Origin of the sequence: Corallococcus sp. AS-1-6, assembly GCF_020037015.1 — a bacterium.
GTDB lineage: Bacteria > Myxococcota > Myxococcia > Myxococcales > Myxococcaceae > Corallococcus.
This window is the reverse complement of record NZ_JAIQDE010000015.1, coordinates 73,133-88,853: the sequence shown is the minus strand read 5'-3', so window position 1 is coordinate 88,853 and position 15,721 is coordinate 73,133. Positions and strand designations below refer to the sequence as shown.

Sequence of the window (15,721 nt, the reverse complement as noted above, 5' to 3'; positions counted from 1 at the left end):
GAAATCACGGCCCGCCCCTCCCCCTCCACAAAGAAAGCGCGAATTCAGGCTTCAGCCAGGATTACACGCTAACGCGATGCACTGGGCATCACTGGCACCTTCGGGGCGCGGCCGTAGAGCAGTTGATAGGTGTTGTAGGAGCGCAGCACGCGCTTGATGTAGCCGCGCGTCTCCGCGATGGGGATCTCCTCCACCCACGCATCCAGCGCCAGGTCCGGGTTGGCCGCGCGCCAGCGGTTCACCGCGCCGGAGCCCGCGTTGTAGCTGCCCACCGCGTAGGGCGTGTGGCCCTTGAACTTCTTGATGAGGCCGCCCAGGTAGTGCGCGCCGAAGCGGATGTTCAGCTCCGGCTGGAGCAGCGAGTCCACGGAGAAGTGCTTCACCTTGAGCTCGCGCGCCACGCCCTTCGCCGTGGAGGGCATCAACTGCGTGAGGCCCAGCGCGCCGGCCCAGGACAGGGCCTTGGGGTCCAACGCGCTCTCCTCGCGCATCAGCGCCTGGAGCAGGTCCGGCTCCACGCCCGCGGGCGCGGTGTGCTTCTCGATCAGGTCGCGGAACGCGTTGGGATAGGCCACCTCCCACACGGGCCGCGTCTGCGCGGTGATGCGCCCGCTCAGGTCCTTGCGCAGCGCGAGCCGCGCGATGGCGTGCGCCGAGCGCGCGTCGCCGGACTGCGACAGCACCATCACCAGGAGCCGCATGGACTCCGGGGGCTGGCCGGCGCGGTTCACCAGCATCAGCTCCGACGACACGGAGTCCGCGAAGCCCAGCCTGAGCAACTCCACGCCCGCGCGGAAGTGCGGGTCGTCCCCCATGGGGCCCGCGAACATCGGCCAGGGGCTGGCCGCCTCCGGCACTTCGAAGATGGACGCCGACACGGCCTCCAGCCGCTTGGGGTCCAGCTCGCCCAGCTTCTCGCGCGCCATCAGGCCGTAGTACGTGGCCGGGTGCTCCACCGCGAGCTTCTCCATCAGCTCCGCGGCGCCCTGGATGTTGCCGCGCTCCTCCAGCGTGCGCGCCCGCCAGTAGCGCGCGCGCTCCACGTCGTAGGACTCGTCCGCGTTGGCGAACTGCGCCTCGATGCGGTCCAGGAAGGAGAAGCCCCCGTCCTCCACCTTCGACGTGCGCGCCACCCAGAAGGCCTTGAAGAGCGCCTCGCCCAGGAAGTCGCCCTTGGGGTACAGCCGCGCGACCTCGTCCAGCCGCGCCATGGCCTCCTTGGGGCGGTGGGTCTTCACGTACAGGTCGGCCGCGTAGAAGAGCGCGTCGTCCGCGAACGAGTGGTCCGGGAACTCCTTCGCCAGCCGCTCGTAGGTGTCCGTGCCGCGCTGCTGATCCACGATGGAGCGCGACGAGCCCAGCACGTACAGCGCGCGGGCCAGCAGGTCGCGGTCCTTGCACTGCTCCACCACCGGCGTGAGCACCTGGATGGCCGCGGTGTGCTGGCGCTCCTTGCGCTGCCCCTTGCCGAACGCGAAGTGCGCGCGGCACGCGAGCGCGTCCGGCAGCTTCAGCGTCTTGAGCATCGGCTCCAGGATGGCCATGCCCTGCTTGTTGCGGTGCGCCTCAATCAGCGCCTCCGCGCGGCCCACCCTGGCCTCCACGGGCGGCGTCTGCCCCTTGAGGCGCTTCTCCACCTGCTTGACGATGGGCGACAGCGGCTGGGCCGCCCACAGCTTCCACAGCGCGGCCTTCTCCGCCGCCTTGTCCTTCTTCTCCACCGCGAGGTCCGCCGTGGCGATGAGCGCCTCCGCGCCCACGTTGCGGCCCCAGCCCGTCATCATGCGCTGGGTGAGCGGCGTCAGCGCCTCCATGGCGCCGTCGTAGTCCTTCTTCTTGCGCAGCACGCGCGCCAGGCCCAGGCGCGCGTCCACGTACAGGCGCGAGCCCTCCGGCACCTGCTTGAAGCTCGCCGCCGCGTCGTCCAGCCGGCCCTGGGACTCCAGCGCCACGCCCGCGTGCGTGAGGCAGCGGTCCTTCAGCGCCGGGTAGTCGTTGGCGAGCGCCGCCATCTCCGTCGCCGCCGCCTTGTCATCCCCGGCCCGCACCGCGGACAGCGCGCGCAGGTAGCGCACCGGCGGGCTGTCCCCTTCGCCCTCCAGCAGCGCGCGCGCCTTGGTGTACTGGCCCTTGTCGAACGCGTCCTTCGCGTCCTTCTTCTTGCCGTCCGCGAAGTACGGCGTCAGGTCCTCCAGCCCGTAGCGGCGCCCGCGGTGCACCACCGGCGTGGGCGGCGCGAGCCCCGGGAAGGCCGGGTTGAACACCTGCACGTAGCCCACCGGCAGCGGCGCCTTGTCCGCGTCTGGCGGCGGCGTCAACTGCGCCTCCGACGGCGCGCTGTCCGTGCGCGTCGTGGGGGCCTGATCCGTGTCGTCGCTGGAAGCGGGAGCCGGAGCCGTGGCGGCCGGGGCCGGGGTGGCCGGAGCCGTTGGGGCGGGAGCCTGCGCGGACAGCAGCGCCGCGGAGGCGAGGAGGGCGAGATGCTGGAGGGACACTTTCATTCGCGGGGGCCTCGGGGACCCTGGGAGATGCGCTCGGGCACGCCCGAGGACAACTGGGGATGGTTGGAAAATTTCCAGCCCCTGACAGAGGTTAGACTGTCCGCCTGCACATGGATATCCGCACCCAGAGCGCACTGCTCGCTTCCATCATCGGTCTGGCGCTGGGCGTGTCCATGTTGTTGCGCCCCGGACGGCCCCGGGTCCTCACGCTCTACTCCGTCTTCACCCTGACGGTCGCCGGGTACTACCTCAGCCTCTTCTTCCACAGCATCTTCCCCCCTCAGGACTACCCCTGGGTGTCCCGCATCGCCCTCGGGGCGACGGTGGCCGTCGTCTCCCTGGTGCCCGGGGCGGCGGTCGCCTTCTTCCTCGAGTTCCTGGGGGTCGGCAAGGGAGCGCACCAGGCCGGCCGGCGGCTCGCCCTCCTGTCCGGCGTGCTGGGTCTGACCGTCGCGGTGACACCGTTGGCGGACAAACCATGGGCCCGGCTGGCGCTGGGCGCCTGGGTGCTGGGCACGCTGTTCACTTCCGTGTCCTTGCTGGTGCACCGGGTGCGCACGACGGAGTCGCGCATCGAGCAGTTCCGGCTGGCGTACCTGGCCATTGGCGCGGGCGCGGCGGTGCTGTTCAACGGGTTGGACTTCCTGTCGCGCAACGACATCCCGTTCCCCACGCTGGGCCCCGTCTTCGCGACGCTCTACCTGTTCTTCCTCGCGCAGACGCTGTTGCGGCTGCGGCTGATGGACCTGCACGAGCTGCTGGGGAAGATCGCCTCGCAGACGGTGCTGGCCATCATCCTGGCGTCGGTGTTCACGGTGCTGACGGCGTGGGTGGACGAGAACACGTCGCTGTTCGTCTTCAACACGGTGGTGGCCGCGTTCGTCATCCTCATCCTGTTGGATCCGCTGCGCACCAAGGTGGAGGAGATGGTGGTGCGCATCTTCTTCCGCGAGCGCTTCGCGCTGCTGGGCACGCTGGGCGCCCTGCGCGTGCGCATGGCGTCCGTCATCGAGATTTCAGAGCTGGCGCGCGTGGTGCTGGACGCGCTGCACGAGACGGGGCGCGTGACGCACGCGTCGGTGTACCTGATGGCGGAGGACCGGCCGGGCTACCGGCTTTTGGATTCGCGCGGGCCCCTGCCGGTGGCGCTCCTGGACACGGCGGCGGCGCGCGGCGTGCTCTTCGCGGTGGCCAGCGGGCAGAAGGCGGTGCTGCTGGAGAACATCGAGCGGCGCATCTCCGTGATGCGGGTGCAGGCGGTGGAGGGCAAGCGCTTCCGCGACGAGCTGAAGCGGCTCAACGACACGCGCGCGGCGCTGCTCCAGATGAAGGCCGGCATCAGCGTGCCGCTGATGGGCAACGACCGCGTCATCGGCTTCCTGAACCTGTGGGACGAGCGGGTGCCGGAGGCGTACGCGTCGGATGAGATCGCGCTCATCCTGGAGGTCTCCGAGCGGATGGCGACGGTGCTGGAGAACTCCAAGCTGTACGAGAAGATCCGCGAGCGCGACCGCCTGGCGGCGCTGGGTGAGATGGCGGCGGGCCTGGCGCATGAGATCCGCAACCCGCTGGGCGCCATCAAGGGCGCGGCGCAGTGCCTGGACCCGAAGAAGCTGCCGGGCGAGGACGGCGAGTTCCTGGACGTCATCGTGGAGGAGGTCAACCGGCTCAACGGCGTGGTGACGGCGTTCCTGGACTACTCGCGTCCGCTGAAACAGAACTTCGGGCCCACCGACCTCAACGAGGTGGTGACGCGCACGATGCGGCTCATCCAGAACGACATGCCGCCCACGGCGGAGCTGGCGGTGGAGCTGGACCTGCGCCTGCCGCGCGCGGAAGGGGACGCGGAGCAGCTCAAGCAGGTGCTGATCAACCTGGTGCAGAACGCGGTGCAGGCGCTGGGGCCGCAGCCGGGCCGCATCACGGTGCGCACGGAGAAGCCGGAGCGCTTCGGAGACATCCGCAGCGCGGGGGCGGAGTTCGTGGAGGTGCGCGTCTCCGACACGGGCCCGGGCATCCCGGCGGACCAGCAGCCGCACATCTTCGTCCCCTTCTTCACGACGAAGCAGAAGGGCACGGGCCTGGGGCTCGCCATCTGCCAGCGCATCGTGAAGAACCACGGCGGCAGCATCAGCGTGCAGAGCAAGGTGGGTGAAGGCACCGCGTTCATCATCCGCCTGCCGGCGCTCCCGTCCGAGCCCGTGGAAGGCGCGCTGCCGGACGGCACGCCCGCGCCGCCCACGCGCCCCTCCCAGCCCGCCCTCCCCGTCCCGGAGGAGCTGCGCGACCCCGCGCCGCCCCCGAAGACGCCCGAGCCCAAGCCGAAGAAGGAGAAGCGCCGCCGCGCGGGGTGAGCCGCGCGGCATCCCGTTTCCGGGAAAGACCCGGTAGGCTGCGGGTGCCATGCAGGCGTGCCCCTACTGCCAGACGACGATGCGCAGCACCTACGCCCGGGGGCTGGTGCGCGACGAGTGCGGCGCCTGCGGGGCCGCCTGGTTCGAGGAGGAGATGCTGGCGCGCGTCGTCGGCGGGCCCACGCTGGCGGCCGTCTTCGAGCAGGCGAAGGGCAAGCCCGGGCGGTGCAAGGGCTGTGAGGCCTCGCTCCAGTACGTCCCGGGCTGTCCGTCCTGCGGGCGTCAGGCGCCCACCTGCCCCACGTGCGGCGGCGCGCCGCTGCCCGTCGTGGACCTGCGGGACGTGACGGTGGACGTCTGCACGAAGTGCCGGGGCGTGGCGCTGGACGGGGAGGAGCTGGCCCGGCTCCAGAAGGCCGCGGAGCCGGAGGCCCGCCCCGAGCCGCCGCCCATCGCCGCCGACTTCGAGCACGAGTACGACGACCGGCGGAGCCTGAGCCTGTTGCCCAAGGTGCGCGTCGGCGACGAGCCGGCCTGCGTGACGTGTGGCCGGCGGATGGACGTGCGCTACGGGTTCGTCTGGGAGGAGCGGCTGTACTGCGGGAGCTGCGCGCCGGAGGGCTCCGCGCCGTACACGGACGAGCTAACCAAGGCCCAGCCCAGCGAGACCTACGGCCGCCGCGCCCGGCACCTGAACAACAGCGCCGCCGAATCCGCCGTCGTGTGGCTCCTGTCGAAGATCTTCAAATAGCCGCTGTAGCAATTCTGGTTACAAACCAGCGCCTCTCACGACGCATTTGTCACATTGATAAATCCATCCAGACTGTTGCACCCTGCCCGGGCATCACACCCACACAGGGGGAAGCTGGATGAAATTGACGTGTCTCATCGTGGCCGCGCTCGTCTCCATTCCGTTGCACGCCAGCGCCAGGGAAGTCCTCGAAATCAAGCTCGCGTCCAAGGCGACGAAGTTCCCCGCGGACGCGCCCGTGGACCTCGTGGTCACGTTCACGAACGTGTCCGGCGAACCGGTCCGCATCCTCGGCTACCACACGCCGGTCATCGAGGGCATCGAGGCGGACATCCTCAGCGTGTCGCGGGAGGAGAAGCCCGTCGAGTACATCGGCCGGCTCTACAAGCGCGCGGCGCCCACGGACCGCGACTACCTGACGCTGAAGCCGGGTGAGAGCGTCACCGGCATCGCGTCGCTCTGGGACAACTACGACCTGGCCGTCTCCGGCACCTATTCCATCCAGTACAACACGGAGGTCTTCAGCCCCCAGTCCGACAAGGCGCTCGCCGTCTCCAATGTCATCACCCTGGAGATCGAGGGCCGGGAGCCGCGCCCCAACCCGGACGACGCCGAGGACACGACCAAGATTGTCAATGGCGACAACGAGAAGTTCAAGGGCTGCAGCGACTCGGAGAAGAGCGCCATCATCGCGGCCCGGGAGCACGCCCTGAACTACGCGGACGACTCCTATGACTACCTGGTGGCGGGGAGCGTCACCTCCCGCTACACCACGTGGTTCGGCGCCCATGACAGCTCGCGCTACAGCACCGTCCGCGAGAACTTCCGGAAGATCCGCAACGCCGTCGATAACGAAGACATCAAGTTCTACTGCAACTGCAACAAGAGCGCGTATGCCTATGTGATTCCCTGGGAGAACTTCAAGATCCACCTGTGCAAGGCCTTCTGGCCCGCGCCGATGACCGGAAACGACTCCAAGGCGGGGACGCTGATCCACGAGATCAGCCACTTCTGGTCGGTCGCCAGCACCCGCGACATCGAGTACGGCCACAGCGCGGCGCAGAGCCTGGCCACGTCGAAGCCGCACAAGGCCATCAAGAACGCGGACTCCCACGAGTACTTCGCCGAGGCCACGCCGTACAGCCCCTACAACCCCTGCGCGCCGACCGTCACGTCCCACACGGGCGCACCCATCACCGCGACCTGGGACGGGGCGAACTGCCACGTGATGAACGTGCCCGCCGGGCTGACGGCGTTCGTCCACAACAACGCCTACTACGTCAACGCGCTGCCCGGCACGGCGTGTCCGGCGCCGTCCAGTTGGGACACCGCGAACTGCTACATCCTCCCCTACCCGTCCTGGAGCACCAGCTACTTCGTCTGGTCCGGCAACCTCTACCTGACGCCCGGCCCCGGCAACGCGTGCCCCGCGCCTTCGTCGTTCGACGGGGCCAACTGCTACGTCATGCCGCTGCCGTGGGGTTCGACGCCCTTCAAGTGGTCGAACAACCTCTACATCACGCCGCCGCCCAACTGCCCCATCGGGGGGTATGACGGCGCGCACTGCCTGGTGGGCACGGCTCCCGCCAGCCGGCCCGCCTCCATCTGGGGCTCGTCCTTCTATTACGGCCACTGAGGGCGGGACGTGACAGCGTGTCATGACGGGTTGTCATTGCCGGCACCGCGTGCCCTGACACGAGGTCCCTGACCGGGGGTGAGCGCCCGCCGCGCTCACTCTGGGGCAGCCGCTGGCCCCCGGCTTGCTCAAGGCCTCCCTGTTCCAAACAGGGAGGCCTTTTTCGTGAACCGTGGAATGCAGCGGCCCGTCCAGGGCCTGTTCGTCTTGCTTGTCTTTGCGTGTGCCCTGACGGCCGCGCTGATCGTGAACCAGGTGAGCAGCGCCTTCGTGATGCCCGGCATCCGGGCCCCCTGGGCCGAGGCTCCGGCGCCACCGGACGCCCCTCCCCTGCCGGCGCTGGATGGAGCGCGCCTGGCACGACTGACGGGGCTCTCCGCCGATACCGGCGTGGAGGTGCCTCCAGAGCCACCGCGGGACCTGCGCCGGAGCACGCTGGGAATCCGCCTGCTGGGCACCCTGGTGGCGCAGGATCCCCATTGGTCCATGGCCTCCATCCATGAGCTCCCGGCTGGGAGTGCGCGCAGCCTGATGGTCAGCGACACCATCCAGGGCGCGCGGGTCTTCGCCATCGAGCGGGAGCGCATCCTGCTGCTGGTGGACGGGCGGCTCGAGTACGTCGACGGGTTCGGGAGCGCGGCGCCTGTCGCGGTGAACGTCCATCCGGGGGCCGCCCAACCGGGCCTGGGTCGCGGCATCCGGGAGACCGGGCCCGAGACCTACGCCGTGCCGCGCGAGGACGTCACCGAAGCGCTCACGCATCTGAACGAGCTGTCCATGCAGGCCCGGGTGGTCCCGGCCTTCAAGGACGGCCGCCCCGTGGGCTTCAAGCTGTTCTCCCTCCGGGAGGACTCCTTCTACTCACGACTGGGGCTGCGCAACGGAGACGTGCTCCAGCGCATCAACGGCCTGGACCTGGACAGCCCCGACAAGGCGCTGGAGGCCTTCACGAAGCTGCGGGACGCCCGGCGCATCGAGCTGCAGATTGAACGCGGCGGCGCCCCGGTCCGGAAGACCTTTGACGTCCAGTAGCCCCCGTCAGGCCTGCGCCGCCGCCAGCTTCTCCTGCGCGGCCTCCCAGCGGGCATAGAGGTCCTCCAGCTCCTCCTTGCCCGTGCGGTGCGCGTCCATCAGCGGCTTCGCCCGGGCGAAGTCGTTGTAGAGCACCGGGTCCGCGAGCTGCCCCTCACGCTCCTTCTGCTCGGCCTCCACCTTCGCGATGCGCTCCTCCAGCTTCGCGATCTCCTTCTTGATGGGGCCCTCCACCACCGAGCGCCGCTGGCGGGCCTCCGCCTCCAGGCGCTTGCGCTCCTTCTCCGACACGGGCCCCGTGGACGCCGCGCCCTTCCCGTTCGACGCGCCCGTGTCCGCGCCCTCCGCCGCCAGGCGCAGTTGCTCCTGGTGGTAGAGGTACTCGTCCAGGTTGCCCGGGTGGGACGTGAGCTTGCCGTCCGCCACCTCCCAGACGTGCGTGCACAGGTTGTTGATGAAGCTGCGGTTGTGGCTCACGAACAGGAGCGTGCCGCCGTACAGCTTCAGCGCTTCAATCAGCATCTCCGACGAGTCCAGGTCCAGGTGGTTCGTCGGCTCGTCCATCAGGAGGAAGTTGGACGGCACCAGGAGCAGCTTCGCCAGCGCCACGCGGGCGCGCTCGCCGCCGCTCAGCACGCCGATGGGCTTGTCCACGTCGTCGCCGCTGAAGAGGAACGCGCCCAGCACGCCGCGCACGTAGCTCTCCGGCTTGTCCGCGGCCAGGGGGCGCACCTCTTCGATGATGGTGTTGCGGCGGTCCAGCTTGTCCGCGTGGTGCTGCGCGTAGTAGCCCACCACCACGTTGTGCCCCAGCGTCACCTTGCCGCTGTCCGGCGCCAGCTCCCCCGCCACCATCTTGAGCAGCGTCGTCTTGCCCGCGCCGTTCGCGCCCACCACGGCGATGCGCTGGCCCCGCTCCAGCCGCGCGTTCAGCCCGTCGTAGACAGTGAGCGCGCCGTAGCGCTTGGTGATGCCCTCCATCAACACCACGTCCCGGCCCGAGCGCTCCACCTCCGGGAACCGGAACTTCATCGTCTGGCGCTCCTCCAGGACCTGGACCTTCTCCAGCTTGGCCAGCATCTTCGCGCGGCTCTGCGCCTGCTTCGCCTTGGTGGCCTTCGCGCCGAACCGGTCGATGAAGGACTGGAGTTCCGCGCGGCGCTGCTCCACCTTCTCCGCCCGCGCCTGCAGGAGCACCATCTCCTCGGCGCGCTGGCGCTTGTAGTCCTCGTAGTTGCCGGCGTACTCGCGCACGCCCTCCATCTCCAGCGACACCACCCGGTTGATCTGCCGGTTGAGGAAGTCGCGGTCGTGGGAGATGAGCACCATCGCCTTGTTGGAGCGGCGCAGGAACCCGTCGAACCACGCGAGCGTGGGCACGTCCAGGTGGTTCGTGGGCTCGTCCAACAGGAGCAGGTCCGGATCCTGGAGCAGCAGGCCCGCGAGTGCCGCGCGCATGCGCCAGCCGCCGGAGAGCGCCTGGGTGGGCTTGGACAGGTCCGCGTCCTTGAAGCCCAGGCCCTTGAGGATGCGCTCGGCGTGGTGGCGGCCGTAGCGGTTCTCGAAGTCGTCCAGCTCCGCGTGGAGGTCCGCCAGCGTCTGCGCCAGCTCCAACTGCTCCTCCTCGTCCGAGCTGGCCGCGAGCGCCGCTTCCGTGTCCTTCAGGCGCGACTCCAGCGAGTCCCGGCCGGGGACGGTGCTCATGACCGCCTCCACGACCGTGCCCTCCGGCAGGCCCGCGATCTCCTGGGGCAGGTAGCCCGCCCGGGCCCGGCGGCTGTACTGGACGGTGCCCCCGTCCGGCTGGCTCGCCCCGGCGATGATCTTCATGAGGGACGACTTGCCCGTCCCGTTGGCCCCCACCAGGCCCACCCGGTCCCTGGGACCGAGGGTGAAATTGTCCTCGTCGAAGAGGACCTTCTTTCCGTAGGCGAGGCTGATGTCCTGGGCGATGACGAGGCTCATGGCGGAGGGGGGAGATAACAGCCGGCAAGCCCTACGGGAACGGTTCTGATGCCTGCTTGACTGCCCAGGGGGCACATCTCCCCGGTTGGGCGGAAGGCAGGGCTTGCCTATACTCCCGGCACCCATGGCCGCCCCCTGCCCCCACTGCGGAAGTACCGAAGGTCAAGATCACCTGTGCGCGGCGCAGAGCCTCCAGCTCCTGGGCCAGGTGCTGGACGGCCGCTACAAGATTGAAAGCGTCCTGGGTCAGGGCGGCATGGGCATGGTGTTCCGGGCCACGCAGACGTCCGTGCAGCGCCCGGTGGCCGTGAAGACGCTCAACCCGTCGCTCGCCGCGGCGCCCCAGTTCTTCGAGCGCTTCCGCCGAGAGGCGGAGATCGCCAGCCGGCTCAGGCACCCGAACGTCATCACCATCTTCGACTTCGGCCGGGCGGCGGACGGCACCTGCTACTACGTGATGGAGCTCCTCAAGGGAGAGAGCCTCAAGGAGCTGGTGAAGCGCGAAGGGCCCATGACGCTGCGCCGCGCGGTGAACCTGCTGGAGCAGGCCACGCTGGGGCTGGCGCACGCGCACGAGGAGGGTTGCGTCCACCGCGACCTGAAGCCGCACAACATCATGGTCCAGGCGCTCGACGGGAAGGACTTCGTCAAGGTGCTGGACTTCGGCCTGGTGAAGGCGCTGGAGCAGGACGAGGAGGAGCAGCTCACCTCCACGGGCCAGGTGCTGGGCACCCCGCAGTACATGCCGCCCGAGCAGGCCGGCGGCGAGTCCGTGGACCAGCGCTCCGACCTCTACTCGATGGCGGGCGTGCTCTACTTCTGCCTCACGGGCAGCTCGCCGTACGGCGCGAACACGGTGCGCAAGGCGCTGACGGCGTCGCTGACGCAGCCCGTGCCCCCGGTGAACAGCAAGCGCCAGGGCGCGCCGGTGCCGCCGGAGCTGGACGCCTTCTTCGCCAAGGCGCTCGCGCCGGAGAAGGAGGACCGGTACCAGAACGCGCAGGAGTTCATCGACGCGCTGCTGGACGCGGTGGAGGGCCTGTCCCCGGAGGAGCTGGACGCGCACCCCACGGGCGGCACTCCCGGCGCCGAGCGGGGCACGGGCAGCCGGAGCCGTGCGGGCTCTGGGAGCCGCGCGGGTTCGGGAAGCCGGCTGGGTTCCGGCAGCCGCGCGGGCCGTGCACCGGCCACGGGCAAGACGGGGTCCCGCGTGGGCCTGGCTCCGCCCCGGGGGACCACGCCAGCGGGAGCGCAGGCCCCCGCACCACGTGGGACGTCCAACGCGAACAGCCCGGCGCCCGTGGCCGCGAGCCGGCCGCGTCCCCCTGCCCCTCGCGCCGTGGAGCCGGAGCCGGAGCTTCCGCCGCCGCCCAGGGGCATGTCCGGGGGTGTGAAGGCGGCCATCATCGGCGTGCCGCTGTTGCTGATTGGCGCGGGCGTGGCGGTGGTGATGGCGCGCGGCGGTGGCGAGACGGCCCCGACGTCGCCCCCCGTGGCGATGGCGCCTCCGAAGGCGCCCGTGGAGGCGCCGCCCACGCGGGTGCAGGAGCCGCCAGCGACGCCTCCTCCGGCGGCCATGCCGGAGGACGTGACGGTGGAGTTCACCTCCTCGCCTTCCGGCGCGGCCATCTTCGACGGTGACGCGCAGATCGGCACCACGCCCACCAAGCTGCTCATGCCGCGCTCCAAGGTCACCGAGCTGCGCTTCAAGCTCGCCGGGCATCATGACCAGGAGAAGACCCTGGATTACAGCCGGCTCGCGGATACGGCGGAGCAGCGCGTGAGCGTGAGGCTGGAGCCGCTGCGCGCCGCGCCGCCGCCCCGGCCCACGAAGCCCACGAAGTCCGGTGGCAACGACCCCGGCATCGGCGTGTTCGAGTAGGCCGCAGGTTCGATTGCCGTCGCCTCATCCCGAGAAGCCCAGCAGCCTTGAGGGGTTGCTGGGTTTTTCTCTGTCCTCGTTTTCTTCATGTGCGGCAGAGCAGGTGGATCAGCCGCTCAGGTGGGCGCGGCGCGTCCAGCACGTAACGGCGCATGGACTGCTGGGGCAATAGGCAGCGCCTGCTTGGCTCCTTGAGAGTGCCCTCTGCCCAGAGGGACTGGGAACACGGGGGGCTGCCTCATGAACAGAGCTTCATTTTCGCTGGTGCTGGCACTCGGCCTGGCGCTGATGGCGGGCTGCTCCGCCACTTCCTCTGACACCGGCTCGGCGCGGTTCGTCGTCTCCGCGCCCCAGGCGCTCTCTGCTGGAATCTCCCGCGTCACCGTCACCTCGAGTGGCCCGGACATTCCCTCGGTGACCGTAGAGCTGGCCCAGACCGAGGGCGTCTGGGGCGGCATCATCGGCAACATTCCCGAAGGCCCGGACCGCTCCTTCCTGGCCCAGGCCTTCGACGCCTCGGGCACCCTGCTCTTCTCTGGCTCCGCCTCCGGCGTCTACATCTCCCCGGGCTGGACCCAGGTCTTCATCACCCTCCAGGAGCTCAACCCTCCGCCTCCCTTCGACAACGAGGCGCCTCTCATCGACTCGCTGGTGGTCTCTTCCACCTCCGTGCCCTTGGGGCGCTCAATCAGCTTGAGCGCCAGGGCTCACGACCCCAACCCGGGTGACAGGCTCTTCTACGCCTGGAGCGCCACCGCAGGCTCCTTCTCCTCGCCCTCCTCGGCCTCGACGTACTGGACGGCGCCTTACTCCCCGGGCTTGCAGCAGCTCTCCCTCACCGTGATGGACTCACGCGGACTGGCCTCGAACGTCCTCCTGCTCGTCAACGTGACCACGGACGGCTCAGAGGGGGATGCGGCGCTGAGCATCTCCTTCAACAGCTCCCCGCGAGTCGACTCGCTCAGCGCCGTCCCCACGCAGCTCGCCGTCGGGCAGCAGACCTCCCTCTCCGTCTCCGCGTCCGATCCGGATGGAGACGGGCTCACCTACTTCTGGAGCGCGACGTGCGCTGGCTCCTGGATCAACGCCCACTCCAGTTCCCCCCTGTTCACGCCTACGGCGCTGCCCGAAGGCTCCTGCAACAACTGTCGCCTGACGGTCCAGATCTCGGATGGGCGCGGCGGGCAGAACACGGGCACCGTCGCCCTCTGCGTGGGCCACCGCCCCCCGGTCCCCCACCTCGCTCCCGTCATCGTTCGCTCCTACCGCTCCTCGGACACCGCCACCGCGGGACAGGTGCTCACCTACGAGGTGGTCGCCAGCGATCCCGAGGGCTCCGCCCTGTCGTTCTCCTGGGCCGCCACCGCGGGCGTGCTGGGCACAGCCACCGGTGACGCCTCCCGCAGCCGCGTCACCTGGACCGCCCCCCTCTGCGTCAGGGCCAGCACCACTCCCCTCATCACCGCCACCGTGACCAATGCCTTCGGCCTGAGGGTCACTCGGAGCTTCCCGGTGGCGGGGCTGCCGGACTGCTCCACCGCAGGGGGCTGGGTCCTGACGGGCTCCATGAGCTCACCGCGCCTCGCGGCCACGGCGACGCTGCTGCCCAACGGTAGGGTCCTCGTCGCGGGGGGAGCGGTCGAAATTCCTCCGCTCATTCGCAACCTTGCCCCTCTTGAGACAGCGGAGATCTTCAACCCGACCTCGGGCACCTGGAGTGCCACCGGCTCCATGGCCGCGCCTCGCTTCAATCACACGGCGACGCTGCTCCCCAACGGCAAGGTCCTCGTCGCAGGGGGAGACGGCGGTGAAGGCATCCCCCTCGTGTCCGCGGAGCTCTACGATCCGACCTCGGGCACCTGGAGTGCCACCGGCTCCATGACCGCCCCTCGGATGGGGCACACGGCGACGCTGCTGCCCGATGGCAAGGTCCTTGTCGTCGGACGATCCGACACCGTCAGCGTGGGTGCCTTCGCGGAAGTCTATGACCCGAGCTCCGGCACATGGGCCGCGACCGGTCCCATGACTTCACCTCGCTATTACGGTCACACAGCGACGCTGATGCCCAACGGCAAGGTCCTCGTGACCGGGGGATACGACTTCGACAGCGGAGCCCTCGCGACAGCGGAATGGTACGACCCGACCTCGGACACCTGGAGCGCCGCGGGTTCCATGCTCTCGGCTCGCTACGAGCACACGGCGACGCTGCTGCCCGACGGCCGGGTTCTTGTCGCAGGGGGAAACGCTTCGCTCCCCACGACGGCGGAGCTGTACGACCCCAGCTCGGACACCTGGAGTGAAACGGGCTCCCTGCCCCTGCCTACCTACTCACATACGGCGACCCTGCTGCTGAACGGGCAGGTCCTCGTCGTGGGAGCCTCCCGCGAGGTGACGGAGGTGTACGATCCGGCCTCGGGCACCTGGAGCCTGACGGAGCCCATGACCGAAGGGCACGATGGGCACACGGCGACGCTGCTGCCCGACGGCCGGGTTCTTGTCGCGGGGGGCCTCACCGCGACGGCGGAGGTGTTCGGCCCGCCCTCGGGCACCTGGAGCCCGATCAGCGCCATGCTCGAGCCTCGCCTCGGGTACACGGTGAGCCTGCTGCCCGATGGCCAGGTCCTCGTCTCGGGAGGTGTCTCGCCCAGTGGAGTTCCTCTCGCCACGGCGGAAGTGTACGACCCGACCTGGAACACCTGGCACGCGACCGGCTCGATGGCCGAGGCGCGCGGTGGGCACACGGCGACGCCACTGCTCAATGGCAAGATCCTCGTCTGGGGAGGAGGAACCATTAGCGCTCCCCTCCTGACAGCGGAGCTGTACGATCCGACCTCGGGCACCTGGAGCGCCGCCCACGCACCGCCCGAGGTCCTGCGCCTGGTGGCGCTGCTGCCCAGCGGCCAGGTCCTCGCTGAATCAAGCTCGGCGATGTGGTTCTACGATCCCGCGTTGGATACCTGGAGCGCGAGCCCCACCCCACCCCCACCCCACTCCGGGCCCGCGACACTGCTGGCCAACGGAGAGGTCCTCTTCCGGAGCAATCCAACGTGGTTGCTGTACGACCCGGCCTCGGATACCTGGAAAGCGACCGACGCCCCCGTTGGAATTGCCAGATATGCCACCAGCACCTCGACGCTGCTGGCCAATGGAAAGGTCCTCATCGCGGGGGGATACGACTTTGTATCCGATCAAGTCACGGGGGCTGCGGAGTTGTACGATCCGGCCTTGGGTACCTGGAGCGTTACTGGCGGCATGAGTCCTCGTACCGGGCACTCAGCCACGCTGCTGCTCAATGGCAAGGTCCTCGTTGCAGGAGGAGAAGTCTATCCCTTCCCGCCGGATCCTCCTTTTATCCTTCTCTCGTCAGCGGAACTCTTCGACCCGACCTCGGGCACCTGGAGTGCTACCGGCCCCATGACCGAACCTCGCAGCGGGCACCAGGCGACACGGCTGATCGACGGCAGGGTCCTTGTCATGGGGAGATTCGAAGTACCGGGAGAGATCTATACCCCCTGAACCCAGACAGCCGCACGACGGCCGACGGAACTGGGCCAGGCTCAGCCCAGATGCCTTCCCAGGAGGGGCGCGGCAGGTGCGTGC

At 69.4% G+C, this 15,721-nt stretch carries 8 protein-coding genes; 6 read left to right on the top strand and 2 right to left on the bottom strand.

What is annotated here, in order from left to right:
• Positions 1 to 68: 68 nt before the first annotated feature.
• Positions 69 to 2,501: a transglycosylase SLT domain-containing protein gene (locus K8612_RS21455; protein WP_223763657.1), complete on the bottom strand. Its 2,433-nt coding sequence runs from the start codon at positions 2,499 to 2,501 to the stop codon at positions 69 to 71.
• A 110-nt stretch (positions 2,502 to 2,611) separates the two neighbouring features.
• Between K8612_RS21455 and K8612_RS21450 the strand changes: the two genes are divergently transcribed.
• The 4 genes from K8612_RS21450 (at position 2,612) to gspC (ending at position 8,274) form a co-directional block, all read left to right on the top strand.
• The gene (locus K8612_RS21450) at positions 2,612 to 4,855 is read left to right on the top strand and encodes an ATP-binding protein (RefSeq protein WP_223763656.1); all 2,244 of its coding nucleotides are present in this window, start codon (positions 2,612 to 2,614) and stop codon (positions 4,853 to 4,855) included.
• A 49-nt stretch (positions 4,856 to 4,904) separates the two neighbouring features.
• Positions 4,905 to 5,606, top strand: a complete 702-nt coding sequence (locus K8612_RS21445; RefSeq protein ID WP_223763655.1) for a zf-TFIIB domain-containing protein — start codon at positions 4,905 to 4,907, stop codon at positions 5,604 to 5,606.
• Positions 5,607 to 5,724: 118 nt separating this feature from the next.
• Positions 5,725 to 7,242, top strand: coding sequence for a M35 family metallo-endopeptidase (locus K8612_RS21440; protein ID WP_223763654.1), 1,518 nt, complete (start codon positions 5,725 to 5,727; stop codon positions 7,240 to 7,242).
• Between the two features lie 165 nt (positions 7,243 to 7,407).
• Entirely contained in the window at positions 7,408 to 8,274 is an 867-nt protein-coding gene (gene gspC / locus K8612_RS21435) for a type II secretion system protein GspC (RefSeq protein ID WP_223763653.1), read from the top strand.
• Positions 8,275 to 8,280: 6 nt separating this feature from the next.
• On the opposite strand, the gene K8612_RS21430 is transcribed toward gspC, so the two are convergent.
• Entirely contained in the window at positions 8,281 to 10,239 is a 1,959-nt protein-coding gene (locus K8612_RS21430) for an ABC-F family ATP-binding cassette domain-containing protein (RefSeq protein ID WP_223763652.1), read from the bottom strand.
• Positions 10,240 to 10,363: 124 nt separating this feature from the next.
• Between K8612_RS21430 and K8612_RS21425 the strand changes: the two genes are divergently transcribed.
• The gene (locus tag K8612_RS21425) at positions 10,364 to 12,121 is read left to right on the top strand and encodes a serine/threonine-protein kinase (protein ID WP_223763651.1); all 1,758 of its coding nucleotides are present in this window, start codon (positions 10,364 to 10,366) and stop codon (positions 12,119 to 12,121) included.
• A 240-nt stretch (positions 12,122 to 12,361) separates the two neighbouring features.
• Positions 12,362 to 15,637: a kelch repeat-containing protein gene (locus K8612_RS21420; protein WP_306799697.1), complete on the top strand. Its 3,276-nt coding sequence runs from the start codon at positions 12,362 to 12,364 to the stop codon at positions 15,635 to 15,637.
• Positions 15,638 to 15,721: the final 84 nt, after the last annotated feature.